The sequence below is a fragment of the Arthrobacter sp. Z4-13 genome (assembly GCF_054792705.1).
The window spans coordinates 1,924,906-1,951,607 of the sequence record NZ_CP096459.1 but is presented as its reverse complement, the minus strand read 5'-3'; the positions used below and the strand labels follow the sequence as shown (position 1 = coordinate 1,951,607).

Sequence of the window (26,702 nt, the reverse complement as noted above, 5' to 3'; positions counted from 1 at the left end):
AACAGCCCCGTGATTAGATAGCTGAGTGTCAAATGAGAATCTGCAGCGCAACGAAGCCGCCGAACGTTCAGCCCTGATCAGCACCACCAGCTACAACGTTTCGCTGGACGTGCGCCAGGCCGCTGATCCGGATGTGGCAGGCTATCCGAGCCTCAGCATCATCTCATTCACTGCTTCGGAGCCTGGGGCCTCCACGTTCCTGGATTTCATCGGCGACGTGTACAGCGTGATCCTGAACGGCCGCGAACTCCGCGTGGAGGACGTGGTGGAGGGCGCCAGGATCAGGCTGGACCACCTGCAGGCCGAAAACCAGGTGGCTGTCACCGGAACAGCGCTGTACAGCCGCTCCGGCGAGGGTATGCACCGGTTCGTGGATCCCGCCGACGGGCAGTGCTACCTCTACACCCAGTACGAGCCCGCTGACGCCCGCCGGGTCTTCGCTAATTTCGAACAGCCCGACCTCAAAGCCGCCTATACCTTCCAGGTAACGGCACCCGCCGGATGGCACGTGGCCTCCAACGGCGCGGAAGTCAGACGGACCGTCCTTTCCAATGACCCCGCCACGGCACGCTGGGAGTTCGCCGAAACCAAACCCATGTCCACGTACATCACCACCCTGCTGGCCGGGCCCTACTTCAAAGCAGAGGACCGCTGGCAGGCGACCCTCGACGACGGCACCTCCCTCGACGTGCCGCTCGCCCTGTACTGCCGGGCATCCATGGCGGACTCCTTCGACACCGGCGAACTCTTCCGGCTCACCAAAAACGGTTTGCACTTCTTCAACCGGCTCTTCGACTACCCCTACCCCTGGGGCAAGTACGACCAGGCATTCGTACCCGAATACAACCTCGGTGCCATGGAGAATCCAGGCCTGGTGACGTTCACGGAAAGCTACGTCTTCACCTCACGCGCCACGGACGCGCAGTACCAGGCCCGGGCCAACACCCTGATGCACGAGATGGCGCACATGTGGTTCGGGGACCTGGTGACCATGCAGTGGTGGGATGACCTGTGGCTGAAGGAATCCTTCGCGGACTACATGGGCACCCTGGGCGTGGACCAGGCCACCGATTGGGACACCGCCTGGGTGAACTTCGCCAACAAACGCAAGGCCTGGGCCTACGTCCAGGACCAGCTGCCCACCACCCATCCCATCGTGGCGGACATCCCGGACCTGGAAGCCGCCAAGCAGAACTTTGACGGCATCACCTACGCCAAGGGCGCCTCGGTGCTGAAGCAGCTTGTGGCCTACGTGGGGTTCGAGGCGTTTATCGCCGGGTCCCGCGAGTACTTCCGCAAGCACGCCTACGGAAACACGTCCCTGGCCGACCTGCTGGCGGCCCTCAGCGCCTCCTCCGGACGGGATTTGGCGGGGTGGGCGCAGCAGTGGCTGCAGACGTCCGGCATCTCCACGCTGTCGCTGGAGACGGCCACCCTAGTTGCCGCGGATTCAGGGGACGACGACGGCGTGCTGGGCCGGGTAGTCATTGTCCAGGAGGCTGCGGACCCCGTCTCCGGACGTGAAGAACTGCGGCCGCACCGCCTGCGTGTGGGTTCCTATGATTTTGACGCCGACGGCGCCCTGGTGCGGAGCGGAAGTATCGAAACCGATGTGGCTGGTGCCCGCACAGAGCTCCCGGAACTGATGGGCCGGCCGCGGCCAGCGCTCCTGCTCGTGAACGACGACGACCTTACCTACGCCAAAGTCCGGCTCGACCCGGCATCCGAGGCCACGGTCCTGGCCTCCCTGGACCGTATCGTTGATCCAATGGCCCGCGCCCTGTGCTGGACAGCGCTCTGGAACTCGGCCCGGGACGGTGAGAGCCCGGCAGCGCGGTACGTCGAATCGGTGGTTGCCTTCGCTCCCGCCGAAACGGGAGTCGGCGTTCTGTTGAACATCCTCGACAACGCCAGCACCGCCGTCGAACGCTACACACCTGCCCTGGACAGGAAAGCCGTGCGGGCCTCGTTCCTGGCAGCCGCCGCCGCAGAACTGGACCGTGCCAGGCCGGGTTCGGACCAGCAGCTGGCCTGGGCCCGTACGCTTGCCACCCTCAGCAGGCACGATGACGCCATGCTGCCCCGGCTCAAGGGCCTGCTGGACGGAACCGCTCCGGTGACAGGCCTGGCAGTGGATGCCGAGCTGCGCTGGCACCTCTGGCACGCCCTGGCAGCGAACGGTCGGGCGACGGCGGCGGAACTCGACGCCGAACTGGGGCGCGACACCACGGCCTCCGGACGCGCCGGCCACGCCACGGCGCTGGCTTCCCGGCCTGATCCGGACGTCAAAGCGGCGGCATGGAACGCGGCGGTGCAGGGAAACAAACTCTCCAACCAGCTGCTCACCGCCACCATCACCGGGTTCATGACGGCCCCGGCGGAGCTGCTGGAACCTTACGTGGAGCCGTACTTTGAGTGCCTGCGGGCGGTCTGGGATGGGCGGAGCATCGAGATCGCAAGCCGGATCGTACGGGGCCTGTACCCAGTGGCGCAGGACCTCGCGGAGGGGACGGAACCTGCCAACCATCCGGTCATTCACCTGACGGACGGATGGCTTACCGAAAACGCAGAGGCCCCCCGCGCCCTGCGCAGGATCATCATCGAGCAGCGCAGCCACCTGTTGCGGGCACTCACGGCGCAGGCCGCCGTCGTCGAAACCCCGTCCGTTGCTCTGTAACTGCCCTTATCGCCGCTCAAAAGGTACTTAGGGAGCATTCGATTGGGTGGGAGGCCCGGAATCACTGTGTCCGGCTAAGGAACCCGGTGGAGCCATTCAGCGGTGCCGAACTTGGTGGCCACGCGCTCGCGGGCGGTGGCCAGTTCTGTCTCGGACAGCTCCGACGGGGTAGCGCCGTACCGCTCGCTGAAGACTTCCATCATGGCCGCGATGATCTCGGCCCGCGCCAGGCCGGTCTGGCGGCGTAGGGGGTCCACCCGCTTCTTTGCGCTGCGGGTTCCCTTGTCCGAGAGCTTTTCCTTGCCGATGCGGAGGACCTCCACCATTTTATCGGCGTCGATGTCATAGCTCATGGTGACGTGGTGCAGCATGCCGCCGTTTGCGAGGCGCTTCTGCGCCGCGCCACCGATCTTGCCCTGGTCCGTGGCGATGTCGTTCAACGGCACATAGAAGGCCGTGATGCCCAGTTTCTCCAACGCCGCCATAACCCAGGCGTCCAGGAAAGGGTAGGAGTCGGCAAAGCTGAGCCCGTCCACCAAGGTCTGGGGCAGGTAAAGCGAGTACGTGATGCAGTTGCCCGCCTCCATAAACATCGCTCCCCCGCCGCTGATGCGGCGCACAACGTTGATGCCGTGCCTCGCCACGCCGGCTGGGTCCACTTCGTTGCGGTAGGACTGAAAGCTGCCAATCACCGTTGACGGCTCCTGCCAGTCCCAAAACCTCAGCGTGGGATTGCGGCGGCCGGCGCCCACTTCCTCAGTGAGGACCTCGTCCAGGGCGACGTTGATCTCAGTGGGCAGGACCGTGGGCGCAATGAGGTTCCAGTGGTGGTCCGCCCAGGACGTGGCTTTCGCCAGGGCTCGCCGGACCGCGATGGCCACGGCGTCGGCAGAGAAGCCGAACAGGGCTGCGCCTTCCGGCAACGAAGCGGTGACGACGGCGGAAAGCTCGGACGCCGTCGTCGTGTCCGGCAAGCCTGTCAGGCCCCGGTTGATATCCAGGAGCGCCTCGTCGGGTTCCAGGAAGAAGTCCCCGCTGACTGAAACATGGGCGAGCCGGCCGTCCAGAACGTCCAGGTCCACCACCACGAGTTTGCCGCCGGGCACTTTATACTCGCCATGCCGGCGGGAGACGGAATCAGCAGCTGGGACGGGCGCGGCATTCATATCTCCCATCCTGCCCCAGTTGAACCATGCCCTGAAACGAGGCCTGCCGTTAACGCGAAAAGCCCGCACCGTTGCCGGTGCGGGCTTTCCGTTGAAGCTTGGGGGAAGTGAATTACTTCTTGCCGCCGAAGCCCTTGAAGCGAGCGTTGAAGCGCTCGACGCGGCCTGCAGAGTCCATGATGCGCTGCTTGCCCGTGTAGAACGGGTGGGACTCGGAGGAGATTTCGACGTCGATAACCGGGTAGGTGTTTCCGTCTTCCCACTCGATGGTCTTCTTGGAAGACACGGTGGACTTGGTCAGGAACTTCGTGCCGGAAGCCAGGTCGTTGAAAACAACAGCTTCGTACTTCGGGTGGATCTCAGACTTCATAATGGGACCTTTGTTCGCACAACTGGATTTTGCCAGCTGCCAGGTATGAATGGGATGGCCGCATCCGTGCCCGTAAGACGCAGGGCGGCCAGCTATCAATAATAGCGGAAACTTCGGGCGCCCGCGAACAGCGCGCCCCGCCGAATCCACGCCGTTGCGCATGGGAACTTGACGGCGAGGTCGACGGCGGCAAACGTCTCTGCGCTGATGCCGGCGCCTGCCGCTCGGGGGGTGCGAGTGCGAGAAAGCAGGTACTCACGGCCTGGGATACAGGTACTCGAAGTGGTTGTGGTTGGCCACGCAACGTGTCTACTGTCGAACCACAGGTTTGAAGCTTTAACTGCATCTCGGAGTATCCGCGGTGGGGAAGCCAGGTATTCGCTGCTGGGGGAAATAGCGGCGGCCGCAGTGTTCCGTTCGTGCCGCTCTGCGCGGCTCATCTTGAAAAGCATACCGGTCCGGACGCAGATGTCCGCCACCCTTTCATATACACGCTGGCAGGAACATTCCCCGAACCCTGACCAAGCTCATGGCAGGGAACGAGGGAGAACCATGTCGATTATTAAGGATCCTTACCTTTTCAACGAGCAGAACCTGTTCGTCGATCTGGAAGGGGTGCTGGGCTGCCGCCTCTATCTGAAGGTTGAGGGGTTCAATTTCGCCGGCTCAATCAAACTCAAGCCCGCGCGGGAGATGGTCGAGCGCGCCGAGCGGGAGGGGTTGATCGGGCCCGGCTCCACGCTTGTGGAGTCCTCGTCGGGCAACCTCGGCGTCGCGCTCAGCATGATCGCGGCCAGCAAGGGATACCGCTTTGTGTGCGTGGTCGATCCACGCTGCAATCCGACGACCCAGCAGCTGATGGAGGCGCTCGGGGCACAGGTTGATCTGGTCACCGAACCGGATCCCGTCGACGGGTTCCTTGGGGCTCGGCTCAACCACGTCCGGGAACTGTGCGCGTCCGACGAGCGGTACGTCTGGCTCAACCAGTACGTCAACCCCGGCAACTGGGGTGCGCACTACCGCTGGACCGCCCCCGAAATCGCTGCCGAATTCCCCGACCTCGACGTGCTCTTCGTCGGAGCCGGCACCACAGGCACCCTAATGGGTTGTGCGCGGTACTTCCGTGAGCACCGCCCCGACGTCCAAATCGTCGCGGTGGATGCCGTCGGATCAGTCTCCTTCGGATGCCAGCCGGCGCCCCGCCTGATCCCCGGCCTCGGCATGAGCGTGCGGCCGCCCCAACTCGACGAGTCCTTGCTCGATGACGTGGTATTCGTCGAGGAGCTGGACACGGTACGCGCCTGCCATCGCCTGGCCGCAGGCGGGTTGCTGCTCGGCGGGTCCACCGGGACCGTGGTCCACGGCGCCATGACCTGGCTTGCCGATCACCACGCCCAGGACGCCACCGCGGTGACCATCTCGCCCGATCTGGGCCGCCCCTACCTGGACACCATCTACCAGCCCGACTGGGTGCTCGACCACTTCGGGGCCGAAGCACTCGCCAGCGCAGGTCAGACGGGAGACCTCGGTCTACAGTCCGACCCGGTGTCGGGGCCACAACTTCCCGCAGCCGCCCCGTCGCCGGCCGTGGCCACTGTCTCAGTGAGGAGCTTCTCGTAGTGAATAAGCCCGTGGACACGCTGTCAACGTCGCCAGGTCCCACGATTCCGATTATTCCGACGATTAGCGCGGCACCCGCGGCTCCGACCGGGAACGGCTCTCCAACTACGCCAGCCGAGGGTGCGGGCGTTGCCTTGGAGCGCCGACTGGCGGACCTCCTCGCATCGGTGGTGAAGAAGGACGACGTCCCCGTGGATGCCAACTTCTTCTACGATTTAGGCGCGGACTCGCTGGTCATGGCGCAGTTCTGCGCCCGCGTGCGCAAGCAGCCGGACCTGCCGTCGGTGTCGATCAAGGACATTTACCAGCACCCAACGATCTCGGCGCTGGCCGCGGCCCTGGCACCGGCGGAAGAGGCGACGGCGCAGGTGCAGGTGCAGGACCGGTTGGCGGAGGTGCTGTCCGGCGTGCTGGACGTCGAGCACGTGCCGGTGGACGCCAACTTCTTCCACGACCTGGGCGCGGACTCGCTGGTCATGGCACGGTTCTGCGCACGGATGCGCAAGCAGACGGACCTGCCAGCGGTGTCCATCAAGGACATCTACCAGAACCCAACGATCTCGGCTCTGGCCGCGGCCCTGGCACCGGTGGAAGAGGCGACGGTGCAGGTGCAGGACCGGTTGGCGGAGGTGCTGTCCGGCGTACTCGGTATCCAGCAGGTCCCGGTGGATGCCGACTTCTTCCAGGACCTGGGCGCGGACTCGCTGGTCATGGCGCGGTTCTGCGCCCGCATGCGTAAGCAGACGGACCTGCCGGCGGTATCGATGAAGGACGTTTACCGTAACCCGAGCGTTTCCGCCCTCGCCGCGGCCCTGCAGGTTCCCTTGCAGCAGGACCGGTTGCAGGAGCACTCACCGGCCGTGGCTTCGGTGCCGGAAACGCCGCCGCCCATGGACGCCCGGACTTGGGAGTACTTCACCTGCGGCGCCCTGCAAGTGCTTGTCTATCTCGGCTACTGCGTGGTCGCCGGACTGCTCACGGTCGTTTGGTACCAGTGGGTGTTCCCGGACGCTGGGTCGGGCAACCACCACTGGTTGACCCACGGGACAGGATTCTGGGAGATATACCTCCGGTCCACCGCGTATGCCGCGGCAGTGTTCGTGCTGATGTGCATCCTTCCCGTGGCGGCAAAGTGGATCATTCTTGGGCGTTTCCGTCCCGGGGAAATCCGCCTGTGGAGCTTGGCCTATTTCCGGTTCTGGCTGGTAAAGACCTTGATGCGAACCTCCCCGCTGGTATTACTGAGGGGGTCGCCGCTGACCACCTTCTACCTGCGGGCCATGGGCGCCAAAGTGGGCCGCAACGTGACGATTATGACCAACCGCCTGCCGGTCTGCACCGACCTCCTCACGATCGGGGAAGGGACGGTCGTCCGCAAGGACGCAATCTTGAACGGCTACCGCGCCCACGGCGGCGTCATCCAGTTGGGCGCGCTGACGCTGGGCCGGGACGTAATCGTGGGCGAGGGGAGCGTTTTGGACATCAACACGACTATGGGGGACGGGTCGCAGTTGGGCCACCGGTCCACCCTGTACACCGGCCAGTCCGTGCCCGCCGGCGAGCGGTGGCACGGGTCGCCCGGCAGGCGCACTGACGTGGACTATGGCGGAGTCGAGGCCAGGCCTTACTCGGCCTGGCGCCGGGGATGGTTTGCGACCTCCCAGCTGATCAGCATGGTTGGCCTGGGCCGTATTCTGCTGAGTCAGGCGGTCATGCTGGTTGTCCTGGCCAATCCCAGCGTCGCGGCACTCCTGGAGACGCAGGCGTTCGCGTTCACCGACTGGGTCTTCTACGCCGACGCCATCACCTATGCCGGTCTTGCTGTATTCGGTGGCACGGTCGTGTCGTTGCTCATCGTCACCACCGTCCCGCGGGTGGTTCAACTCGCCATCAAGCCGGACACGGTGTATCCGCTGTTCGGTCTGCGGCACGCGGCGGAACGGGCGGTGTCGAGAATGACCAACAAGCCCATGCTGACGGGATTGTTTGGCGACAGCTCGTACGTCGTGAACTACGTGCGGGCCATCGGGTACAAGCAGCCGCAGGTCGAGCAGACCGGTTCAAACCTGGGCACGGTGTTTAAACACGACAACCCGTTCCTTTCGACGATAGGCACCGGCACGATGATCGCCGACGCGGTGTCCTTCATGAACACCGATTTCTCGGCGACGTCGTTCAAAGTCAGTCGGGCGGCGATCGGCGCACACAACTTCCTTGGCAACGCCGTGCTCTACCCTGCCGGGGCCAGGACCGGGGACAACTGCCTGCTCGCCACCAAGGTGCTGGTCCCCCTCGACGGACCGATGCGCCACGACGTAGGTCTGCTCGGGTCACCGCCGTTCGAGATCCCACGCACGGTCCTCCGGGACGCCCTCCCCGAGGAACATTCGAACCGTGCGCACTTCCGTCGGGACCTGGCAGCCAAGAACAGACACAACCTGCGCTCGATGGCCCTCTTGATGCTGGTGCGGTGGCTCAACATCTCGCTGGCCATGATCATCATGTTCGCCGCCCTCGAATTGTCCGACCAGTTCAGTTTCCTTGCCCTCAGCGCGGCCTTCGTCGTGTTGCTCGTGGTTGGTTTGTTGGTCCCCATCGGGATCGAGCGTCTCGCGAGGGGCCTGAAACCGCTTCAGCCCCAGCTTTGCTCCATCTACAACCCCTACTTCTGGTGGCACGAGCGGTATTGGAAGATGTCGCTGCAGAGCCGATACGCAAGCCTCCTCAACGGGACCCCGTTCAAGCCCCTGGTCTGGCGTCTGCTCGGCGTACGGATCGGAAGCCGGGTCTTCGACGACGGCTGCGGCATCATCGAGCGGACCTTGGTCACGGTCGGCTCCCGTTGCGCCTTGAACGCCGGCACCACCCTCCAATCCCATTCCCAAGAGGACGGCATGTTCAAGTCGGACCACATCGTTGTTGGCGACGACGTCACCCTCGGCGTCTCCGCGTTCATCCACTACGGCGTGACCGTCGAAGACGGTGCGGTCGTCGCCGCCGACTCCTTCGTTATGAAGGGGGCCACTCTCACTCGCGGATCCCTGTGGGCCGGTAACCCGGCGGACGAGGCCCGCGCCGCCACCACATCGCCCGACGTCCTGGAAAGGCCTCTTTCATGACCTCCAGCCCCGCGATCAGCTGCCGCACGGCCGGCCACTCGTTCGATTCGGCCCCCGGCGGGCACTCCCTCCCCGATGCCGCACCCACGATCCCCAGGTGGAGACAGGATCCCCAACCGGGCCAGGCGCGGGTCGAGCTGCCGGTTCCTGAGGACGTGGGCAGGGCCGTGAGGACGCTGGCCCAGAGCCTGCAGGTGGCTCCCGGGTCGATCTGGCTGGCGGCACACGCGAGAGTGCTCCAGGCCCTGACCGGCGAGACGGAGATCACCACCGGTTGCCGGGATGCGTTCGGGACTTGGCAGCGCAACCTGGATCTGACCCACCGGTCCTGGCGAGCCCTCGTCTCCGATGCGAACGGCCGCCAAATGCGGGCCCGTGGGGAGCAGTCCGGCCCCGGGCATGCTAGTCACGAGTGGGCCGCCCCGGGCTACGAGGTGGTGTTCGGCGGCCTTCGGGACGACGATTCCGAGCTGCCGGATGGCATTGTGCTCGATATGTCGGTCGGGAACACGGCCACCGGCGAGGTGCTTCGCCTGAAGTACCGGGGGGATGTTCTCGACGCAGATGCAGCCCGCCGCATCGCCGGCTACTATCTCACCGCACTCCGTGGCTTGATAGCGGACCCGGGGGCGGATCCCTTGGACACCGAACTGGTCGGCCAGGAGGAGCAGCGCTTCCAGCTTGAGCAACTCGCCGGGCCCGAGCGGCCCCGGCCGCAACGCCGTTTCCACGAGCTGTTCGAGGAGCGGGTCAGCCGGCATCCCGAACGTATCGCGGCCCTTCAGGACGCGCGGGAGTGGACGTACTCGGAGCTGAACGCCCGCGCCAACCGGATTGCCCGTGCCCTGCTCGCGCGCGGGCTGCGCGCGGAGGACATCGTGGCCGTCGTCGCCGAACGGGATCTGGAGTGGATGGCCGCCGTGATCGGCATCCTCAAAGCCGGGGGCGCATACCTGCCCATCGAGCCGCACTTCCCGGCCGACCGAATCGCCAGAACGCTCACGCGGGCCGGGGTCCGGGTAGTGCTCACCGAAGGCGGCAGCACCACCACCCTCGATGAGGCACTGGAAGGAATGCCTGCGGTGACCAAGCTTCTATTCGAGGACATCGAGGCCGAGGGGCACCCCGCCGGCGACCTCGGCATGGAGATTCGTCCCGATCAGCTCGCTTACGTCTATTTCACCTCCGGATCCACAGGCGAGCCGAAAGGCGCGATGTGCGAGCACGACGGCATGGTGAACCACCTGTACGCCAAGATCGAGGACCTGGGGATTCGCTCTGGGGACGTCGTCGCCCAGACCGCCCCCCAATGCTTCGATATCTCGCTGTGGCAACTGGTCTCGGCGCTGCTCGTCGGCGGCCGCACACTCATCGTCGGGCAGGACCGTATCCTCGACGTCGAGCGGTTCATCGACACGGTGGAACGGGGCGCGGTGGCGGTCTTCCAAGTCGTCCCGTCGTATCTGGACGCCGTGGTGGCCTACCTGGGCGGCACGCCTCGCGCCTTACCGCACCTCCGCTGCGTCTCGGCGACAGGGGAGGCTCTAAAGCGTGAACTGGTCCGCCGCTGGTTCGACGTGATGCCGAACGTCAAGCTGGTCAACGCCTACGGGCTGACGGAAACCTCCGACGACACGAACCACGAAGTGATGAGTGCAGCACCCGCGGGCGGCTCCGTGCCTCTGGGCCCGCCAATCCCGAACGTCCGGATCCACATCCTCGACGAGCGGCAGCGGCTTGTGCCGCTCGGAGCGCCGGGTGAGATCGCCTTCTCCGGGGTGTGCGTGGGCCGCGGCTACATCAACGACCCGGAGCGCACTGCACAGGCCTACTCCACCGATCCCTATGTGGACGGCGGGCGGCTCTACCGGGCTGGCGACTACGGCCGCTGGTCTCCCGACGGCAAGCTGGAGTACCTGGGCCGGCGGGACAACCAAGTCAAAATCTCCGGGTTCCGCATCGAGATCGGTGACATCGAGAACGCGCTGCTGCGAGTTCCCGGCGTCCGCGACGGCGCCGTCGTCGTAGGCGAGGGCGCCGGGCAGTCCAAGTTCCTCGTGGCGTTCTACTCCGGCAATCTGCCGCTCGAGGTTGACGAAATCCGCAGCGAGTTGGCCGCGCGGGTACCTGGCTACATGGTTCCGTCGGCGTACAGGTGGCAGGAGAGGCTGCCCCTGACCGGCAACGGAAAGATCGACCGGAAGGCCTTGACCCGCATGGCACTGGAGGTCGTCCCCGAGGCCGGAATCGCCCGGGAAGCCCTCTCCGCGACCGAGCAGCGGCTCGCCGAGGCATGGGCGACGGTGCTCGGTCTGCCGGTGGGCCGGATCGGCGGGCAGGACTCGTTCTTTGCGCTGGGCGGGACTTCGTTGTCCGCGGTGAAGCTCGCCGTCCTGCTCAAGCGCGCAGTGTCGATCAAGGACATCATGCAGACGCCCATCCTGGCAGACCTGGCGGACCTGCTCGAAGCCTCGTCCCTGGCGGACGTTGCCGTTCCTCCCGCCCCGCGGCCGGCGGAAGCCGTCTCGGAGCCCGACCCCATGGCCCGAGTGGGAGGACCGGTTGGGCACTCCCACCAGCTACCCATGAAACGAAAGGACCTCTGATGTCGTCTCCTACGCCCAGGACCCAGTTCGACCTGGAACGCCAAGCTGGCCAGGCGCCGATGCTCACCGTCGAGAATGGCCACGACCCCGTGCGGTGGGCCGAACAGAACCGTGAGGCGCTGCGTGCGGCCGTGGATGAGCACGGCGCCGTCCTGGTCCGCGGTCTGGGCCTCCGGGATCCAGCCGAAGTGGCCGATGCCTTCCAACGGCTGGTTTCTGGTGGCCTCATGCCGGACCGGGAGGCGTTCGCCACCAGGCAGCCCTACCTGGACGGCGTGTACTCATCCCTCACTTGGCCGGCGAACCAGCCCATGTGCATGCACCATGAGCTCAGCTACGCGCTTGAGTTCCCCGGATTGATGCTCTTCGCCTGTCTCCGGGCACCCAGCGTCGGTGGGGTGACCGGTCTGGCGAACGCCCACGCCGTGCTCGATGCCATACCCCCGGACATCGTCCGACGGTTCGAAAACGAGGGGTGGCTGCTCGCCCGCAGCTACAACGAAGACATCGGTGCCACCTATGAGGAGGCGTTCGGGGTTTCGAACCGCGCCGACGTCGAGAGCTACTGCCGAGCGCACGAAATCGAGTTTGAGTGGCAGAGCGACGGGGAGCTGCGCACCCGGCAACGGCGCCCGGCCGTGGTCCGGCACCCGGTGACCGGCCAGCGCTGCTGGTTCAACCAGGTGGCGTTCCTGAGCGAATGGACGATTGCGCCCGAGGTGCGGGAGTACCTGGTGGACGTCTACGGTCCCGATGGGCTGCCCTTCAACACCCGCTTTGGCAATGGTGAGCCGATCGGCGAGGAAATCATTGCCCTCCTGAACGGGGTCTACGAGGCCCACACTCTTCGAACGCCCTGGGAGACGGGGGACCTCATGCTGGTTGACAACGTCCGCATGGCGCACAGCCGCGAGGCCTATGAGGGGCCTCGGGAGATTCTCGTCGGCATGGCCGAGCCGCGCAACGTATTCGATCTCGATACCCACGCCCAGGACGGTGCACGATGACAGAATTTGCCACTTCCCCAGTCGCAACGGCCGTAGAGCCGAAGACGGTTCCGCCTTTCGCGGTCATTGCAGGGGCCCAGGTACAACAGGTGCTCCAGGGGCGGGAGAAGCAGGTCGTCGAGCTGGTTGAGCAGACCTATCGGGTGCATGGAGCCGGAGACTCGGTAAACCCCCCGTCCTACTTCCTGCGCTTCCCGGACCGGCCCACCTCGCGCATCATCGCCCTGCCGGCCTCGATCGGCGGACAGGTAGAGGTTGACGGCATCAAATGGGTCTCCAGTTTCCCGGACAATGTGGCGTCAGGGATTCCGCGCGCCTCAGCGGTGTTGATCCTCAACGACAAGGTGACGGGCTACCCCTTTGCGTGCATGGAGGGCTCCGTTATCAGCGCCTCCAGGACAGCTGCATCGGCCGCCGCAGCTGCCGACTGGCTCAGCCGGGGGCGCGGGCGTCCCCGACGCGTCGGGTTCTTCGGCGTTGGCCTCATTGCCCGGTACATCCACACCTTCCTGAACGGGACCGACTGGTCCTTCGACGAGATCGGGGTGTTCGACCTCTCGGGCGAGAGCGCGGAGGGATTCAAGGGCTATCTGGAACGCGGCGGCACCAAAGCCCGGGTGACCGTGCACGACGGTCCCGAGCAGCTGATCAGAAGCAGCGACCTCGTCGTGTTCGCCACGGTGGCTGGCCAGCCGCACGTGCATGACACGACGTGGTTCGACCACAACCCGCTGGTGCTGCATGTGTCCCTGCGCGACCTGGCGCCGGAGATCCTGCTGGCGTCGACCAACATCCTCGACGACGTGGACCACTGCTTGAAAGCCGGGACATCGGCCCACCTCGTGGAGCAGATGGTCGGCCACCGGGACTTCGTGGACGGCACCTTGGCCGACGTCATGGAAGGCAGGGTCTCGCTGGCGGACGACCGCCCTATTGTGTTCTCGCCGTTCGGCCTGGGCGTGCTCGACCTGGCAGTGGGTAAGTACGTCTACAACGAACTTGCCAGCAATGGCCAGCTCCGGGTGGTTGAGGATTTCTTTTCCGAGTTGCGTCGGTACGGCTAACCCTGCGGCGCAAACCGCATTCATCGATTCGCACTCAACGAGGAGTGACACAATGCTCTCCCTACCGCAGATGCTGGGGAATGTGTCCAAGGCCTACGTCCAGCCCCCTGAGGACTGGGCACGGTCGGTCACCGACGTCCTGCGGGACGCAGCGATCTACCACCAGGCCGGAAACGGCTTCTACCGCGCCCAGTGCGACGCCTTGGGAGTCGACCCTGCCACGATCAACGACATCAACGACCTGCAATCCCTGCCACTGTTGCCGGTGGGCATGTTCAAGCGTCCCGACGCCAAGGTGCTGCTCACCTGCTCCCTGGGCGACGTCGAGACCGAAACCCGCTCCAGCGGAACCCGCGGTGTCCCGTCCGTCATCCCCCGCAACAGCGAGACATTGACCCTGGCGCTGGTCGCCCTGACCGGGACTTACCGGGCGTTCTTCAGCCTGTCCGGAGGCGCGGGACTTTTCTTGAACCCGTCGGACCCCGAAGCCTCGGAGATGGGACTGCTCAAGGACTTGAACATCCTGAACAGCGTCTTCGACCACCACGCATATCTCGTTGCCGACCAGGCGTTCGACGCCGGGGTGGCCCTGGAGCACCTGCGCCGGTGGGAGGGGCATATGACTCGCCACATCGTCAGTCCGCCGTTCCTCATCGGCCGGCTCCTCCGGTTCCTTGAGCGGGAGAATATCAATGTGCGCTTGGACCCGTTCAGCATGATCATCACTCTGGGCGGCTGGAAGCGGCACACAGCCGAGGCCATCCCTGATGAAGACTTTCGGGAGCGGTGCCACGACCTGCTCGGCGTGCGCCCGGCGAACGTGCGCGACATGTACGGGATGATCGAGTCGAACATGCTCGCTGTCGAATGCCACCTGCATCGCAAGCACGTTCCGCCGTGGTGCTACATCTCCATCCGGGACCCTGGCCAGAGCGGCAAGGAGATAGCCCCGGGGGAGACCGGCACCATCGCCGTACTGGACGCCCTCAGCACCAGCTACCCCGGTTTCCTCCTCACCGACGACATGGGCGACGTCGAGACCGGCACCTGCGGGTGCGGCAGAACCGGCCAGGTCATCAACTTCCGCCGCCGGGGGCAGGGCGGCGGGCTTGGCCACTGCCCCGTCAGCATCGAGCGCTACCTCGGTTCGGGCACTACCGCCAACGATGAGAGGCCGGCGCTTCTGAAGGCCTAACTTAGGAACCGCAGTCGGGGCGGTTCCGCCTACCGCGTTGCATAGAACGCAACCGCCGATGACGCAGCAACATTCAGCGAATCCACGCCATTCATCATCGGAATTGTTACGCGCGCGTCGAGCAACCGATCAGTCTCGGGCTTTAGCCCATCACCTTCGGTACCGAAGACCAGCACCAGATTCTGATGATCCTGGGCCACGAGCTCATCAAGAGTGATGGCCCCCTCCCCCAGAGACATGCCTGCCACGAAGTAGCCCGCCTCTTTCAGCTGTTCGATACTGGCCGGCCACGATTCGATCCGTGTCCATGGCACCTGGAAGACCGCGCCCATCGACACGCGGATCGAGCGGCGGTAGAGCGGGTCAGCACATTGCGGCGTCACCAGCACGCCGTCGACGCCGATCGCTGCAGCGCTGCGAAAAACCGCACCTACGTTTGTATGGTCCGTAAGATCCTCCAGGATGGCGATCCTTGATCGCCTTCCCGCACCGGCCAGCAGTTCCTGCAGCGGTACCGGCGCGGGACGCTGCATGGCAGCCATGGCACCCCGATGAAGATGGAAACCGGTGATCTCTTCCAGGAGGGCTGCGGTGCCGATAAAGGCCGGGACCTGCGGGTAAGCGCCCAGGATGTCCTGCAGGTCGTCCAGCCACTTTTCCGCGAGGAAGAAGGACCGGGGCTGGTGGCCCGCGGCCAGCGCACGGCGCAGCACGCGGGACGATTCGGCGATGTACATGCCCTCGGCCGGTTCGCGGAGCTTCCGCAGGTGTACGTCCGTGAGCTGGGTGTAGTCGGACACCCGGGGGTCGGCCGCGGTTTCGAGATAGTGGATTGTCACCGGGTGATTATTTCAGCAGATTCGCGATCATGAATCCCAGTGCCACGAGCCCCAGGACGAAGATCACGGCGCGCAGGACCTTCGGGGACAGCCGCCGGCCCACCTTGGAGCCCACGATGCCGCCGATGCTCGAGCTGACAGCGATCAGCAGCACCACAAGCCAGTTGATCCGGTCGAACGCGAACAGCAGGTAGGAGACCGCGGCCACCAGGTTCACGCCGAGCACCAGGATGTTTTTCATGGCGTTGGCGTTCTGGATGGTGCCGGTGAGGAAGACGCCGAGGATGCCCACGAGCAGGATTCCCTGGGCGGCAACGAAGTACCCGCCGTACACACCGGCCAGGTAGACCAGCACCACCAGGAGGACACCGTGCCGTTTGTCCCTTACGGCGTGCTCGGGGTTCTCCTCACGGTTGCGGACCCAGGCCTGCAGGCGCGGCTGGAACACCACCATCAGGAGGGCCAGCACCAGAAGGACGGGAGCAACATAATGGAAAACTTCTTCGGGCAGGTGCAGGAGCAGCCAGGCGCCTGAGATGCCTCCCAGTAGCGAGGCAGGAAGCAGCCGCATCAGCTGCCGGCCGCGGCCCTTCAGTTCGCGCCGGTAGCCGAAGGCTCCGGCCGCGGTACCAAAGACGAGCCCCATGGCGTTGCTCATGGAAGCCACCACCGGGGTAACCCCCAGCGCGATGAGCACGGGGAAGGTCACCAGTGTCCCGGAGCCAACAACGGCGTTGATGGTGCCGGCCCACAGGCCGGCGATGGACACAAGGATGCTGCTGAGAAGATCCAAGGTGCTGCGCTGCCGCTTAGCGGCTGGCGACGGCGGTGTACCGGCCTGCGTTGACGGACACGTCCAGGTCCAGCCCGAAGGTTGTGCTGAGGTGCTCGGCGGTCAGCACGTCAGTGATGGGACCTGCGGCCACCACTCCGCCGTCGCGCAGCAGCATGGCGTGGGTGAATCCCGGCGGGACTTCCTCAAGGTGGTGGGTGACCAGGACCATGGCCGGTGCTGCCTCGTCCCGGGCGAGTTCGCCGAGCTTGTGGACGAGCTCCTCGCGGCCGCCGAGGTCCAGGCCGGCGGCGGGTTCATCCAGCAGCAGCAGTTCAGGGTCGGTCATGAGGGCGCGGGCGATCTGGACCCGCTTGCGCTCACCTTCGGACAACGTTGCGAAGGTCCTGTTCAGGAGCGGGCCCATCCCCCAGTCGTTGAGCAGGCGGAAAGCCCGCCGCTCGTCGTCGCGCTCGTATCCCTCACGCCAGCGGCCGGTGACGCCGTAGGCGGCGGTGACTACGACGTTGAGGACGTTTTCGTGTTCCGGGATCTGGGTGGCCAGGGCGGCGGAGGAGAGGCCAATGCGGGGGCGGAGTTCGAAGACGTCCACGCGGCCCAGGATCTCGTCCAAAATCCCGGCCTTGCCACTGCTCGGATGCATGCGCGCGGCGGCAATCTGAAGGAGAGTGGTTTTGCCTGCGCCGTTGGGGCCGAGGATTACCCAGCGTTCGCCTTCATTGACTTCCCAGTCAACCTTGTCCAGCAGGGTCTTTTTACCTCGGACAACGCTGACGGAAGCCAATTCCAGAACATCACTCATAGGAGTAGACACTAGGACAAAAAAGAGGCCGACTGATAACCGGTGTCGCTTCGCGGCGCAAGCCTGCAAAGCCTTACGCAGATGCCCCTATGGCCGGCCTCTGCATAGACTCAGTTCGTGGGTGATAACCGGGTTGCTCCGGCCTGGACGTGTGCCACCTCCAATGCCACAGCCCTGCACTTATACGATCATTGCCCGGAAGCCAGGCGGGTAGGCGGCCCTGCGCAATGAATTCAAGGGACGCCTCCCCCGCGGACTAAGATTGCAGGCATGACTTCGAACGTGACTGCCGTCAGCTATGGCCAGAATGTGACCCCGAGTGCGCTGGAGCAGCTGCGTTCCATCCTCACGGCGCACGGCGCCTCAGTGCTCTCCCAAAGCGACGGCGGCGACGAACGGTACCAGGTCCATGTTGCCGAACTTCAGCTTCCGGACGCAACCGCGGCAGGCCTCGCCGTGCTCCGGCGGGCCGTCGCCGAGGCGCGGATCAGCGGGCTCGACACAGCGCTGGTACCTGCCGGCCTCCGCGCGGCCGAACGAAAGCTCCTGATCCTGGACGTGGATTCCACCCTGATCCAGCAGGAGGTCGTCGAACTCCTTGCCGCCTACGCCGGCAAGCGGGAAGAGGTGCACGCCGTTACCGAGGCTGCCATGCGTGGAGAGCTGGACTTCACCCAGAGCCTTCACACCCGGGTTCAGGTCCTCGCAGGGCTGCCGGCCGACGTCGTCCATTCCGTCTATGAAGAGGTGAAGCTGAGCGAGGGGGCCGCCGAACTCGTGGCAGCTTTCAAGGCAGCGGGCCATGTGGTGGCTCTGGTGTCCGGCGGGTTCAACCAGATCCTTGAGCCGATTGCCGCCGAGCTGGGCGTGCACTACTGGCAGGCGAATGAGCTGGAGATTGTCGACGGCGCGTTGACAGGCAAGGTGCTCGGCGCAGTGGTGGACCGGGCAGCGAAAGAGAAGTACCTGCGCGCTTGGACCGCCGCCGAGGGCATCGCCCTTGAGCACTCGGTGGCCGTGGGCGATGGCGCCAACGACCTGGACATGCTCGGCGCTGCCGGGATCGGCGTCGCGTTCAACGCCAAGCCGGCCGTGCGGGCCGTGGCAGACGCCGCCGTGAACATGCCGTACCTCGACGCCGTCCGTTACGTCGCGGGCGTTTGATGATCCCTTCTTACCGCTTAACCGCGAGATGACACGTCGCGGCAGTGTCCGTTGGGAACATTGCCGCGACATGTCATCTCGCGGTGCGTGAAGCCTAGCTGGTGGGCTCGCCGGCGCCCTTGCCGAAGTAGTCTGCGCCGCCCGCGTATTCGGTGTGGCCGGACTCGACGTCGGCGGTCACCATGCTGGCCACCACCTCCGCGAACTCTTCCACGGAGTACAGCTTGCCGGCCTCAGCGCGGCGCGCCTCGATGGCACCCGGGGTGGAGCGGTCCAGCAGCGTTGCGGTGACGGTGCCCTCAATCATGTCGCCGGACACAACCACCAGGGTGATGCCCTTTTCGGCCAGGCTGGGCACGAGTTCGCGCAGTGCGTCCTCCCCCGCACGCTTGCTGCGTGCCACAGGCTCGTAGGCCTCCATGGTGGGCACGGTGTTGATGAAGTGGGCCTGGTGGCTGGTGACGAACACCACGCGGGAGCCTTCCTTCATCAGGGGCACGGCCGCGTTGAGCATGTTCACCTGGGCGTCCCGGTTCAGTTTGAGCGCGTAGTCCTCGCCCATGCCGGTTTCCATCCCGCCGGAGGCGTTCAGCACCAGGATGTCCAGCGTCCCGAAGTTTTCCATGGCCGCGGAGGCCAGGGCCTGGACGCCTTCCTGGGTGGTCAGGTCCGCACCCACGGCTACGGCGCGTCCTCCCGCGGCTTCAATTCCCTGGACTACCTTGTTGGCGCGCGGCGCCTTCTGGCGGTAGTTAACCACGACGGCGGCACCCTGGCCGGCGAGGTTCTTGGCAACGTCAGCGCCGATGCCGCGCGATGATCCGGTGACAATGGCGGTCTTGTTGTCCAGCAGTCCCATACGAGCTCCCTTTTGTTTGAAACGTCTAAATCGCAAATGGTCTGCAGTCCATCATGCCAGCGGCCGATGCCGATCTACTTGTGTGACCCCAACAAAGAAGGTGGCCACGGCTAGTTGGTCGGATCGCGCCTGAGGGCCAGGACCGGTCAAACGCCTCCCACACGAGTGACCCGGCGTAAGCTCCGCCTATGGAAAAGCACGCGGGTGCGTCCGGTGTCGCGTCCACTCCGGAGCAGGTGTTCAGCGGCTCTCCGGAAGGACTGCAGATCTGCGCGGCTGTACAGCACGTCATAGCGCATCAGGCCACGGTGCGAACCACCAGCAGCCAGGTGGCTTTTCGGAACCGGCGCGGGTTCGCCTACGTATGGAACCCGCGCCGATACCTGAAGTCAAACGTTCCGGCGGTGCTGTCCATCGCCCTGCCGCGGCGCCTGGAGTCTGGCCGTTTCAAGGAAATCGTCACTCCGGCCCCCGGAATCTGGATGCACCACCTTGAACTGAACGGCGTGGACGAGGTTGACGGTGAGGTGGCAGCGTGGCTGGCGGAGGCGTTCGCGGCCGCCGGGTGATGGCGCTGTTGCACCACTACCGGGTCAGTGGCCCATGCCCAGGCCACCGTCAACGGGGATGACAGCACCCGAGATGTAGGCGGCTTCCTCGCTGGAGATCCAGCGGACCACGTTGGCAACCTCGGTGGCCTCCGCAAAACGGCCTGCCGGAATGCTCGACAGGTAGTCCTTCTGGGTGGCCTCAGGAAGTTCGGCGGTCATGTCGGTATTGATGAAGCCGGGGGCCACCACATTCGCGGTGATGCCGCGTGAACCCAGCTCACGGGTCAGGGAACGCGCAATGCCCACCAGGCCCGCCTTCGAAGCCGAGTAGTTGATTTGGCCCGGGGCGCCATACAGCCCGGACACGGAAGAGATCAGGACAACGCGCCCTTTGCGCAGGCGGATCATGCCCTTGGAGGCGCGCTTGATGACCCGGAACGCGCCAGTCAGGTTGGTGTCGATGACGGACGTGAAGTCGTCTTCGCTCATGCGCAGCAGCAGGGTGTCCTTGGTGATGCCGGCGTTCGCCACCAGGACCTCCACCGGACCGTGGGCCGCTTCCACTTCCTTGAAGGCGGCGTCCACGGACGCCTCATCCGTGACGTCTGCCTTGACCCCCAGGATTCCCTCCGGCAGCCGCGACTCGCTGCGGTAGGTCACGGCAACCTTGTCCCCGTTGGCAAGGAACGCTTCGGCGATGGCCAGGCCGATGCCGCGGTTGCCGCCGGTGATCAGGACGCTGCGGGGGGCGGTGGCTGCTTCAGTCATGAAAAAGGCTCCGGATTTCTGCGGCACTGAACCGCGGTGTCAGGGGGTGATTTGGCTGACTTCGATCTTAGCGTCCACCCAGGGCCTGGTTTGGGTGCCACTGCCGTTGGTGAGAGAATTAACGCAAGCCTTTGGAGCGTGATATTCGCCGTGACCCTTGAAAACCATGCGGGACAAACTTCGCCCGGTGAACCCGAGCGGTTCTCCGGCGATTCGGAAGTCCACAGCATCACGGATGCGGCGGGAGCCCATTCCGAGGACATGCACCAGCGCATGGTTAAATACGCGCTGGCCATGGGAATCCGCATGGTCTGCCTGATCCTGATCTTCGTGGTGGACGGCTGGCTTAAGATCGTTATGGTCGCCGGAGCTGTGTTCCTGCCCTGGATCGCAGTTGTCATAGCCAATGGCAACGATACGGCGGAGGGCCACAGCGACCTGCTGCTGGATTCTGCTCCTCTGGCAGAAATTGAAAGCCCTCCCGCTCCGTCGGCGGACGATGAGCATGGCAGCGAGGTCCTGCAGGGTGAGTTGATTATTGACGATGACGAAACATCATCCGGTCAGGAGCGGAGGGCATCATGAGTATTTTTGACTTCGCCGCAGGTACAGGTCCCACAGCGGTGGAAGCTGCTGCGGTTTGCTCCCGGAAGGCCTGCCGGTCCCAGGCTTCCTGGCAACTCCTGTGGAACAATCCCAAGATCCACGCCCCCGAGCGCCGCAAAATATGGCTGGCGTGCGGTGAGCACCGGGACTGGCTGGAGGACTACCTGCAGACGCGGGGACTCTGGAAGGAAACAGTCGCACTTGAGGCTGTCCCCTTACTTGGCTCCTCCGTGGAGCAGGACAGCTGAATGTACCGTTTCCTCTTTTCCAGCAAGTGGCTGGGGTATCTCCTGCTGGCCGCCATCTTCGCCTCCGCGTGCGTCTTCCTGGGCCGCTGGCAGATGGACCGTCGGGCAGAGACCCTGGCGGAAATTAATCGTGTTGTCACCAACTACTCCGCCACGCCAATTCCCTTCGCTGATGCCAGGGAACAGTTTAACCAGCTGGACCCCGCCATGGAGTGGACCCAGGTGGAGCTGAAAGGGTCGTACCGCGCCGAGGAGCAGCGCGTCGTCCGGAACCGGCCCTTGAACGGCCAGCCGGGTTACGAAGTGGTGGTCCCGTTCCGCCTCGCCACGGGCGAAACAGTGGTGGTTGACCGGGGGTGGCTGCCCATCGGCAACAAGAATCCCGGCAGCCCGGATTCAGTGCCGGAACCTCCTGCAGGTGAGGTAACCGCAATCGTCCGCTTGAAGCATCCCGAGCCTGAACTGCAGCGCGGCGCGCCGGAAGGCCAGCTGGCCTCCATTGACCTCGCCGCCTACTCTGCGCAGCTAGGGTATCCCCTGCTCAGCGGGGCGTATGGGCAGCTCGCTTCCGAGACGCCCCCCGCCTCGGAGATGCCCCTGCCCTTCCCGAAGCCGTCCACCGAGGAGGGCACCCACCTGTCCTACTCACTCCAGTGGTTCGCCTTTGGCGTGCTGATGTTTGTGGGCTTCGGGTACGCCGCCCGCCAGCAGGCCCGCAACGCCGAGATAGACGCCGAGGACGACGACGAGGAATCATCAGAGGGCGTACTTCACTCCGCCGCTGCGGCAGCACGCCGTCGTCCCCCCGCCCCCCGGAAGCGGAAGAAGGCGACGGCGGAAGAAGAGGAAGACGCCCTCCTGGACGCCCAAGGGTACTGACGGCAGATAGTTCGCCAAAAGGTGACCTGACCGCTTAGCGCCAGTGGCCGGGTGATTTGTGTAGCTTGCGTCAGAGGCGAGGAACGAGCCAGCAAGCGGCAAATTACGCGGCCGGGGGCGCGAAGGGCGACCACCGAGCGGAGGCTAAGCCAGCGTGATGAGGTCCAGGTAGTCTTCGTTCCAGTGGTCTTCGACACCGTCTGGCAGCAGGACGACGCGCTCGGGGTTGAGGGCTTCGACTGCCCCCTCATCGTGGCTGACCAGGACGACGGCGCCGCTGTAATTTTTGAGGGCGCCCAGGATTTCGGCGCGGCTGGCGGGGTCCAGGTTGTTGGTCGGCTCGTCCAAAAGCAGAACGTTGGCGCTGGAGGCCACAATGGTGGCCAGGGCAAGGCGGGTCTTCTCGCCGCCGGAGAGCACACCGGCGGGCTTGTCGACGTCGTCGCCGGAGAACAGGAAGGAGCCCAGGATGCCGCGCACCTCGGCGTCCTTCATGTCGGGAGCGGCGGAGCGCATGTTCTCCAGGACGCTGCGGTCGACGTCGAGAGTTTCATGTTCCTGGGCGTAGTAGCCCACCTTCAGGCCGTGCCCGGCGATCACGTCACCGGTATCGGGCTTGTCCACGCCCGCCAGCATCCGCAACAGCGTGGTCTTTCCGGCGCCGTTGAGGCCGAGGATAACCACCTTGGACCCGCGGTCAATGGCGAGGTCCACGTCGGTGAAGATCTCCAGCGAACCATAGGACTTGCTGAGGCCTTCGGCCGTAAGCGGGGTCCGGCCGCACGGCGAGGGGTCCGGGAATCGCAGGGCTGCCACACGGTCCTGCTCGCGGACAGCTTCAAGACCGCTCAGCAGGCGCTCGGCGCGCTTGGCCATGTTCTGTGCGGCGACGGCCTTGGTTGCCTTGGCGCGCATCTTGTTTGCCTGGTCGAACAGGACCTGGGCCTTCTTCTCAGCGTTGGCGCGTTCGCGCTTGCGGGCACGCTCGTCGGTTTCGCGCTGCGTGAGGTAGCGCTTCCAGTCCATGTTGTAAAAGTCGATCTGCGCACGGTTGGCGTCCAGCAGGAAGACCTTGTTGACGGTGGCCTCGAGCAGCTCGGTGTCGTGGCTGATCACGATGAGCCCGCCCTGGTGGTTTTTCAGGAAGTCACGGAGCCAGGCGATGGAGTCGGCGTCGAGGTGGTTGGTGGGCTCGTCGAGGAGCATGGTCTCGGCGTCCGAGTAGAGAATCCGGGCCAATTCCACACGGCGCCGCTGGCCACCCGAGAGGGTTTTGAGAGGCTGGTTCAGCAGGCGGTCCGGCAGGGCAAGGTTGGAGCAGATTGCCGCGGCCTCCGCTTCGGCGGCGTAACCGCCGGCAGCCAGGAACTCGGACTCGAGCCGGTCATAGCGGTTCATCGCCTTGCGCTGGACCGCTGCGTCCTCGCTGGCCATCTCTTCGTGGGCCAGGCGGAGCTTGCCGACGGCGATGTCCAGGCCGCGGACGGACAGGATGCGGTCCCGTGCGAGCTGCTCCATGTCCGGGGTGCGGGGATCCTGGGGCAGGTAGCCGATCTCGCCAGTGCGGCTGACTTTGCCGGCGGCAGGGAGCCCCTCCCCGGCGAGAACCCGCGTAAGCGTCGTCTTCCCGGCACCGTTGCGGCCCACCAGGCCGATCTTGTCTCCCTTGTCGATGCGGAAGCTCACCTGGTCCATCAGGAGCCGGGCGCCGGCGCGCAGTTCAAGATCCTGGACAGTAATCACAGCAGGTAAAGCCTTTCACAGCAGGGATAAGCCGCAGCCCAGAGCGTCTGTGGTGGGCGTGGGCGGCAATGGCCGGAGAACGGCCCACCCAAGTCTACCGTCCGTGCCTTCTCTGCAGAACCGCGGCACTGCGCTTTGCGGGGCCGGGCGCGTAAAAGCGCTTGCGTCAGCCATTTTCATCCATGACGGACCTAGGCCCAGGGCAGGCTCTTGAGCTGGGTAAAGAGGCGATCGACATCCCAGGCGGCCGTGGTGTTGGCATCGCGACCATGGCGAGCCGGTCATCCGGGTAGATGCGCATGGCGTTCCAGAAGCCCCCTCCGGTCCCATAGTGCTCGACGAACGCAGGGCTCCGCTGGGCATCTGCGGGCTTACGGAACCACCCCATGCCGTGGTGGAAACGCTTGCCTTCGGCGGTGATGGTCCGCATCGCCTCGATGTCAGCCTGCCCCAGGACTGGGTGCTGGTCCGTAGCGGCGGCGGCGTGCGCCGCAGCCAGCCGGGAGGCGTCAGCTGCCGTGCCGACGAGGCCACCGTACGCGGCACCGTTGACCAGGAACGGGTTAAGGCTGGTGTAGGCCCCCACCTGCGTTCCAACGACTCCTTCGGGCAGGATCCAAGTGAGTGCCGGCCGGAGCCCGCGTGCCATACGCACGTACCCCACCGCCCGGGGCGCGGCGGGGTCATAGGAGTATCCCGTCGCAGTCATGTGCAACGGGTTGAGCACCAGGTCCTGGACGCATTCCTCAACCCGGTGGCCAGTGGCGGCCTGCAGGACCGCGCCTGCCAGCAGGTAGCCGACGTTGGAGTATGCCGCCCGGCCGCCGACCCTCCTGCGCGGAGTGCCGTGCTTGTGGACGATGCGGGCTACCAGATCCGGGTCTGCCGCTCGATTTTCGGGACGGACCCAGCGCACGGGCAGCGGGTTCCCCAATCCGGCCGTGTGCGTAAGCAACTGCCGTGTGGTGGGGTGGCCCTGCCGCGGGTGCGGCCGGTAGCCGGGCAGGTAGGTGCCGATGGGAGCGTCGAGGTCGAGGTGACCGTCGGCATGCAGCTTCATCGCGGCGGTCGCGGTAGCGATTTTTGTCATGGAAAACCACAGGTACTGGTCCTGCGGCCGGGCATGACGACGTTGTGCCACATCGGCGTATCCCACAGCGCCCGCATACAGGACCCTGTCCGGAGTGGCCACCGCGGTGGAGATCCCCGGGATGTTTGCGGCGGAAGCGATTCTGCGGGCGATGGCGTGAACACGGCCGGGCAGCACATTGCGGTGCTGCCCGCCCGGCTCAGGAGAGGGGTGAGCAGTGTCCATGACTCAGGGTGGCAGTCAGGGCGCCTACTGCGCCAGCGCCTGGGCCTGGATCGAGCCCTGCAAACAGACATGGCCGGGGACGCCGGCAACGACTGGGCTGCCTTGGGAGCATGGGCTTGGAAGAACCTCGTGGTGGTTGAGGGCCGCGCCAAGGATTTCCCAAGCGAACCACGCAAGACTTGCACGACATAAGGCCGCGATGTTGTGCAGTCGGGATCAGGGCCAGCAGGGCGGCGGGAGGGGCACCATGTCGCTGAGAGCACGGGGATGGCATGGTTGGCGCTGCCGGAGCAGTCGCCGGAACTGGAAGTGCCCTGGTACACCTCCTTCGGCCAACCCTGGGGACCGTCGCCGGCTGCTGCTCCTGAAACGGGCGGCATCATCCTGTGTGCCGTAGCAGCCATATTGCTGGTCCACATCGAGACATCCTCCTGGCTGCCCAAGGTTACCAACGGGTGGCGGCCGGCAGGCTGGTATCAATCCGCAATTACATGGGAGACGACATGAATTCTCAACCAGGCGATTTCACTGACCGACGCCTAAGCCGCCGCCAATTCGGATTGGTGCTGAGTGGAGGTGCCTTCCTGCTGTTGGCCGGCGGGACCTACGGAGTTGCCGGGCGAAGTCCGCAAAACATCACTACGAGCGTGGCGACGGCTTTTGGATCACTGGCGATTGTCCGGGCCGGACGCCTTGCCCGGCTCGACGCGCAGGGCAAACCGGCCTACAAAACATTGGCGGCAGCAGCTTCGCATATGAACACGGGCGGGGGCATCGGAGGCGGCATACAGATCCGGCGCGTCAGCACTACGGAAAAGCCCAGCCTCGACGATCATGGTCACGACGACGGATCGTTGGGAGACCCGGCGAGGCCGGAACCCCTGAACCTCACCTGGGCCGACGTCGTACTGCTCGAAGTGCAACTTCAAAATGCCGGGGCGGTGCCGGTGCTTTTCAGCCCTGGCCAGCTCCGGCTAAAGCTGGGGTCAACGGCTGTGACAGTCACTCCCCGGGACTCCGACCGCAATCCGGGCCCGATAGCACCGCACACCTCGGAGCACCTACTGATCAGTTACCTGGCGCCGCGTAATTCCCCGGAGCTTGAGCTGGACTACTCAGACGAGCAGCAGGACCGGACCTACAGGCTGGCGCTGCCGCCCCTGATGACGAACGAGGCGCGGTTATGAGCATTCTTGACTCCACAACAACGAGGGTTACGTGGTGGTAGTGGACGCTTCCTTGGTCTGCCACCGGGGTTTCGGCGAGCGCCGCCGTGAAGTAATCGCCTTGTAAACGCCCGACGGTGTGCAA

Annotated in this window: 23 protein-coding genes; 14 read left to right on the top strand and 9 right to left on the bottom strand. The window is 65.1% G+C overall.

Annotated features, from left to right (window positions below):
• Window positions 1–25 precede the first annotated feature (25 nt).
• A complete protein-coding gene (pepN, locus tag M1E07_RS10675) occupies window positions 26–2,677 on the top strand; it encodes an aminopeptidase N (RefSeq protein WP_461190171.1) in 2,652 nt (883 codons plus the stop codon).
• 74 nt (window positions 2,678–2,751) lie between these two features.
• Here pepN and M1E07_RS10670 read toward each other — a convergent pair whose 3' ends face one another.
• Both M1E07_RS10670 and M1E07_RS10665 read right to left on the bottom strand, forming a co-directional pair.
• Window positions 2,752–3,843, bottom strand: coding sequence for a lipoate--protein ligase family protein (locus M1E07_RS10670; protein ID WP_461190170.1), 1,092 nt, complete (start codon window positions 3,841–3,843; stop codon window positions 2,752–2,754).
• A gap of 112 nt (window positions 3,844–3,955) precedes the next feature.
• A complete protein-coding gene (locus tag M1E07_RS10665) occupies window positions 3,956–4,213 on the bottom strand; it encodes a type B 50S ribosomal protein L31 (RefSeq protein WP_387552515.1) in 258 nt (85 codons plus the stop codon).
• A 552-nt stretch (window positions 4,214–4,765) separates the two neighbouring features.
• Between M1E07_RS10665 and sbnA the strand changes: the two genes are divergently transcribed.
• Genes sbnA through M1E07_RS10635 form a run of 6 tightly spaced genes read left to right on the top strand, consistent with a single transcriptional unit; the run spans window position 4,766 to window position 14,824 of the window.
• Window positions 4,766–5,833, top strand: coding sequence for a 2,3-diaminopropionate biosynthesis protein SbnA (sbnA, locus tag M1E07_RS10660; RefSeq protein ID WP_461190169.1), 1,068 nt, complete (start codon window positions 4,766–4,768; stop codon window positions 5,831–5,833).
• Window positions 5,833–8,952 (top strand): Pls/PosA family non-ribosomal peptide synthetase, encoded by a 3,120-nt coding sequence (locus M1E07_RS10655; RefSeq protein WP_461190168.1) that lies wholly within the window; start codon window positions 5,833–5,835, stop codon window positions 8,950–8,952. Before sbnA ends, M1E07_RS10655 begins: the two co-directional genes overlap by 1 nt.
• Window positions 8,949–11,558: a non-ribosomal peptide synthetase gene (locus tag M1E07_RS10650; protein WP_461190167.1), complete on the top strand. Its 2,610-nt coding sequence runs from the start codon at window positions 8,949–8,951 to the stop codon at window positions 11,556–11,558. The genes M1E07_RS10655 and M1E07_RS10650 overlap by 4 nt, the downstream gene beginning before the upstream one ends.
• Window positions 11,558–12,565 (top strand): TauD/TfdA family dioxygenase, encoded by a 1,008-nt coding sequence (locus M1E07_RS10645; RefSeq protein ID WP_461190166.1) that lies wholly within the window; start codon window positions 11,558–11,560, stop codon window positions 12,563–12,565. The genes M1E07_RS10650 and M1E07_RS10645 overlap by 1 nt, the downstream gene beginning before the upstream one ends.
• Window positions 12,562–13,629, top strand: coding sequence for a 2,3-diaminopropionate biosynthesis protein SbnB (gene sbnB, locus M1E07_RS10640; protein ID WP_461190165.1), 1,068 nt, complete (start codon window positions 12,562–12,564; stop codon window positions 13,627–13,629). Before M1E07_RS10645 ends, sbnB begins: the two co-directional genes overlap by 4 nt.
• A 52-nt stretch (window positions 13,630–13,681) precedes the next feature.
• The gene (locus M1E07_RS10635; protein ID WP_461190164.1) at window positions 13,682–14,824 is read left to right on the top strand and encodes a LuxE/PaaK family acyltransferase; all 1,143 of its coding nucleotides are present in this window, start codon (window positions 13,682–13,684) and stop codon (window positions 14,822–14,824) included.
• 29 nt (window positions 14,825–14,853) lie between these two features.
• On the opposite strand, the gene M1E07_RS10630 is transcribed toward M1E07_RS10635, so the two are convergent.
• The 3 genes from M1E07_RS10630 to M1E07_RS10620 are packed head-to-tail and all read right to left on the bottom strand — an operon-like array spanning window position 14,854 to window position 17,258.
• Window positions 14,854–15,663 (bottom strand): TrmH family RNA methyltransferase, encoded by an 810-nt coding sequence (locus M1E07_RS10630; protein WP_461190163.1) that lies wholly within the window; start codon window positions 15,661–15,663, stop codon window positions 14,854–14,856.
• Between the two features lie 7 nt (window positions 15,664–15,670).
• Entirely contained in the window at window positions 15,671–16,456 is a 786-nt protein-coding gene (locus tag M1E07_RS10625; RefSeq protein WP_461190162.1) for a sulfite exporter TauE/SafE family protein, read from the bottom strand.
• A gap of 16 nt (window positions 16,457–16,472) precedes the next feature.
• The gene (locus M1E07_RS10620; protein ID WP_461190161.1) at window positions 16,473–17,258 is read right to left on the bottom strand and encodes an ABC transporter ATP-binding protein; all 786 of its coding nucleotides are present in this window, start codon (window positions 17,256–17,258) and stop codon (window positions 16,473–16,475) included.
• A 270-nt stretch (window positions 17,259–17,528) separates the two neighbouring features.
• Between M1E07_RS10620 and serB the strand changes: the two genes are divergently transcribed.
• The gene (serB, locus tag M1E07_RS10615; RefSeq protein WP_461190160.1) at window positions 17,529–18,422 is read left to right on the top strand and encodes a phosphoserine phosphatase SerB; all 894 of its coding nucleotides are present in this window, start codon (window positions 17,529–17,531) and stop codon (window positions 18,420–18,422) included.
• Window positions 18,423–18,516: 94 nt separating this feature from the next.
• Here the strand turns inward: serB and M1E07_RS10610 are convergent, their stop codons facing one another.
• Window positions 18,517–19,281, bottom strand: coding sequence for an SDR family oxidoreductase (locus M1E07_RS10610; RefSeq protein WP_461190159.1), 765 nt, complete (start codon window positions 19,279–19,281; stop codon window positions 18,517–18,519).
• 188 nt (window positions 19,282–19,469) lie between these two features.
• Here M1E07_RS10610 and M1E07_RS10605 point away from each other — a divergent pair, with 188 nt between their 5' ends.
• Entirely contained in the window at window positions 19,470–19,850 is a 381-nt protein-coding gene (locus M1E07_RS10605; RefSeq protein ID WP_461190158.1) for a DUF5655 domain-containing protein, read from the top strand.
• A 24-nt stretch (window positions 19,851–19,874) separates the two neighbouring features.
• Here M1E07_RS10605 and M1E07_RS10600 read toward each other — a convergent pair whose 3' ends face one another.
• Window positions 19,875–20,600, bottom strand: coding sequence for a beta-ketoacyl-ACP reductase (locus M1E07_RS10600; protein ID WP_461190157.1), 726 nt, complete (start codon window positions 20,598–20,600; stop codon window positions 19,875–19,877).
• Window positions 20,601–20,750: 150 nt separating this feature from the next.
• On the opposite strand from M1E07_RS10600, the gene M1E07_RS10595 reads away from it, so the two are divergent.
• From M1E07_RS10595 to M1E07_RS10585, 3 genes are read left to right on the top strand one after another with little or no spacing between them, the layout of a single operon-like run.
• Window positions 20,751–21,185, top strand: a complete 435-nt coding sequence (locus M1E07_RS10595; protein WP_461190377.1) for a DUF3099 domain-containing protein — start codon at window positions 20,751–20,753, stop codon at window positions 21,183–21,185.
• Complete coding sequence (locus tag M1E07_RS10590; RefSeq protein ID WP_461190156.1) at window positions 21,182–21,454, top strand: hypothetical protein; 273 nt, start codon at window positions 21,182–21,184, stop codon at window positions 21,452–21,454. Before M1E07_RS10595 ends, M1E07_RS10590 begins: the two co-directional genes overlap by 4 nt.
• Window positions 21,455–22,333 (top strand): SURF1 family cytochrome oxidase biogenesis protein, encoded by an 879-nt coding sequence (locus M1E07_RS10585; protein WP_461190155.1) that lies wholly within the window; start codon window positions 21,455–21,457, stop codon window positions 22,331–22,333.
• 144 nt (window positions 22,334–22,477) lie between these two features.
• Here the strand turns inward: M1E07_RS10585 and M1E07_RS10580 are convergent, their stop codons facing one another.
• Both M1E07_RS10580 and M1E07_RS10575 read right to left on the bottom strand, forming a co-directional pair.
• Complete coding sequence (locus M1E07_RS10580) at window positions 22,478–24,076, bottom strand: ABC-F family ATP-binding cassette domain-containing protein (protein WP_461190154.1); 1,599 nt, start codon at window positions 24,074–24,076, stop codon at window positions 22,478–22,480.
• A 166-nt stretch (window positions 24,077–24,242) separates the two neighbouring features.
• Complete coding sequence (locus M1E07_RS10575) at window positions 24,243–25,391, bottom strand: serine hydrolase domain-containing protein (protein ID WP_461190153.1); 1,149 nt, start codon at window positions 25,389–25,391, stop codon at window positions 24,243–24,245.
• Window positions 25,392–25,658: 267 nt separating this feature from the next.
• Here M1E07_RS10575 and M1E07_RS10570 point away from each other — a divergent pair, with 267 nt between their 5' ends.
• Together M1E07_RS10570 and M1E07_RS10565 are read left to right on the top strand one after the other, a co-directional pair.
• Window positions 25,659–25,898 carry a hypothetical protein gene (locus M1E07_RS10570; RefSeq protein WP_461190152.1) on the top strand — a complete coding sequence of 80 codons (240 nt, stop codon included), beginning with the start codon at window positions 25,659–25,661 and terminating at the stop codon, window positions 25,896–25,898.
• A complete protein-coding gene (locus tag M1E07_RS10565; protein WP_461190151.1) occupies window positions 25,895–26,578 on the top strand; it encodes a hypothetical protein in 684 nt (227 codons plus the stop codon). Before M1E07_RS10570 ends, M1E07_RS10565 begins: the two co-directional genes overlap by 4 nt.
• The last annotated feature ends 124 nt before the right edge of the window (window positions 26,579–26,702 follow it).

Coding starts and splice junctions, on each gene's coding strand:
- M1E07_RS10565 (WP_461190151.1), top strand. CDS start 25,895: ATGAATTCTCAACCAGGCGATTTCACTGACCGACGCCTAAGCCGCCGC.
- M1E07_RS10620 (WP_461190161.1), bottom strand. CDS start 17,258: ATGAGTGATGTTCTGGAATTGGCTTCCGTCAGCGTTGTCCGAGGTAAA.
- M1E07_RS10665 (WP_387552515.1), bottom strand. CDS start 4,213: ATGAAGTCTGAGATCCACCCGAAGTACGAAGCTGTTGTTTTCAACGAC.
- M1E07_RS10575 (WP_461190153.1), bottom strand. CDS start 25,391: ATGGACACTGCTCACCCCTCTCCTGAGCCGGGCGGGCAGCACCGCAAT.
- M1E07_RS10590 (WP_461190156.1), top strand. CDS start 21,182: ATGAGTATTTTTGACTTCGCCGCAGGTACAGGTCCCACAGCGGTGGAA.
- M1E07_RS10605 (WP_461190158.1), top strand. CDS start 19,470: ATGGAAAAGCACGCGGGTGCGTCCGGTGTCGCGTCCACTCCGGAGCAG.
- M1E07_RS10610 (WP_461190159.1), bottom strand. CDS start 19,281: ATGGGACTGCTGGACAACAAGACCGCCATTGTCACCGGATCATCGCGC.
- M1E07_RS10645 (WP_461190166.1), top strand. CDS start 11,558: ATGTCGTCTCCTACGCCCAGGACCCAGTTCGACCTGGAACGCCAAGCT.
- M1E07_RS10650 (WP_461190167.1), top strand. CDS start 8,949: ATGACCTCCAGCCCCGCGATCAGCTGCCGCACGGCCGGCCACTCGTTC.
- M1E07_RS10585 (WP_461190155.1), top strand. CDS start 21,455: ATGTACCGTTTCCTCTTTTCCAGCAAGTGGCTGGGGTATCTCCTGCTG.
- serB (WP_461190160.1), top strand. CDS start 17,529: ATGACTTCGAACGTGACTGCCGTCAGCTATGGCCAGAATGTGACCCCG.
- M1E07_RS10570 (WP_461190152.1), top strand. CDS start 25,659: ATGGCATGGTTGGCGCTGCCGGAGCAGTCGCCGGAACTGGAAGTGCCC.
- M1E07_RS10600 (WP_461190157.1), bottom strand. CDS start 20,600: ATGACTGAAGCAGCCACCGCCCCCCGCAGCGTCCTGATCACCGGCGGC.
- sbnA (WP_461190169.1), top strand. CDS start 4,766: ATGTCGATTATTAAGGATCCTTACCTTTTCAACGAGCAGAACCTGTTC.
- M1E07_RS10670 (WP_461190170.1), bottom strand. CDS start 3,843: ATGAATGCCGCGCCCGTCCCAGCTGCTGATTCCGTCTCCCGCCGGCAT.
- M1E07_RS10635 (WP_461190164.1), top strand. CDS start 13,682: ATGCTCTCCCTACCGCAGATGCTGGGGAATGTGTCCAAGGCCTACGTC.
- sbnB (WP_461190165.1), top strand. CDS start 12,562: ATGACAGAATTTGCCACTTCCCCAGTCGCAACGGCCGTAGAGCCGAAG.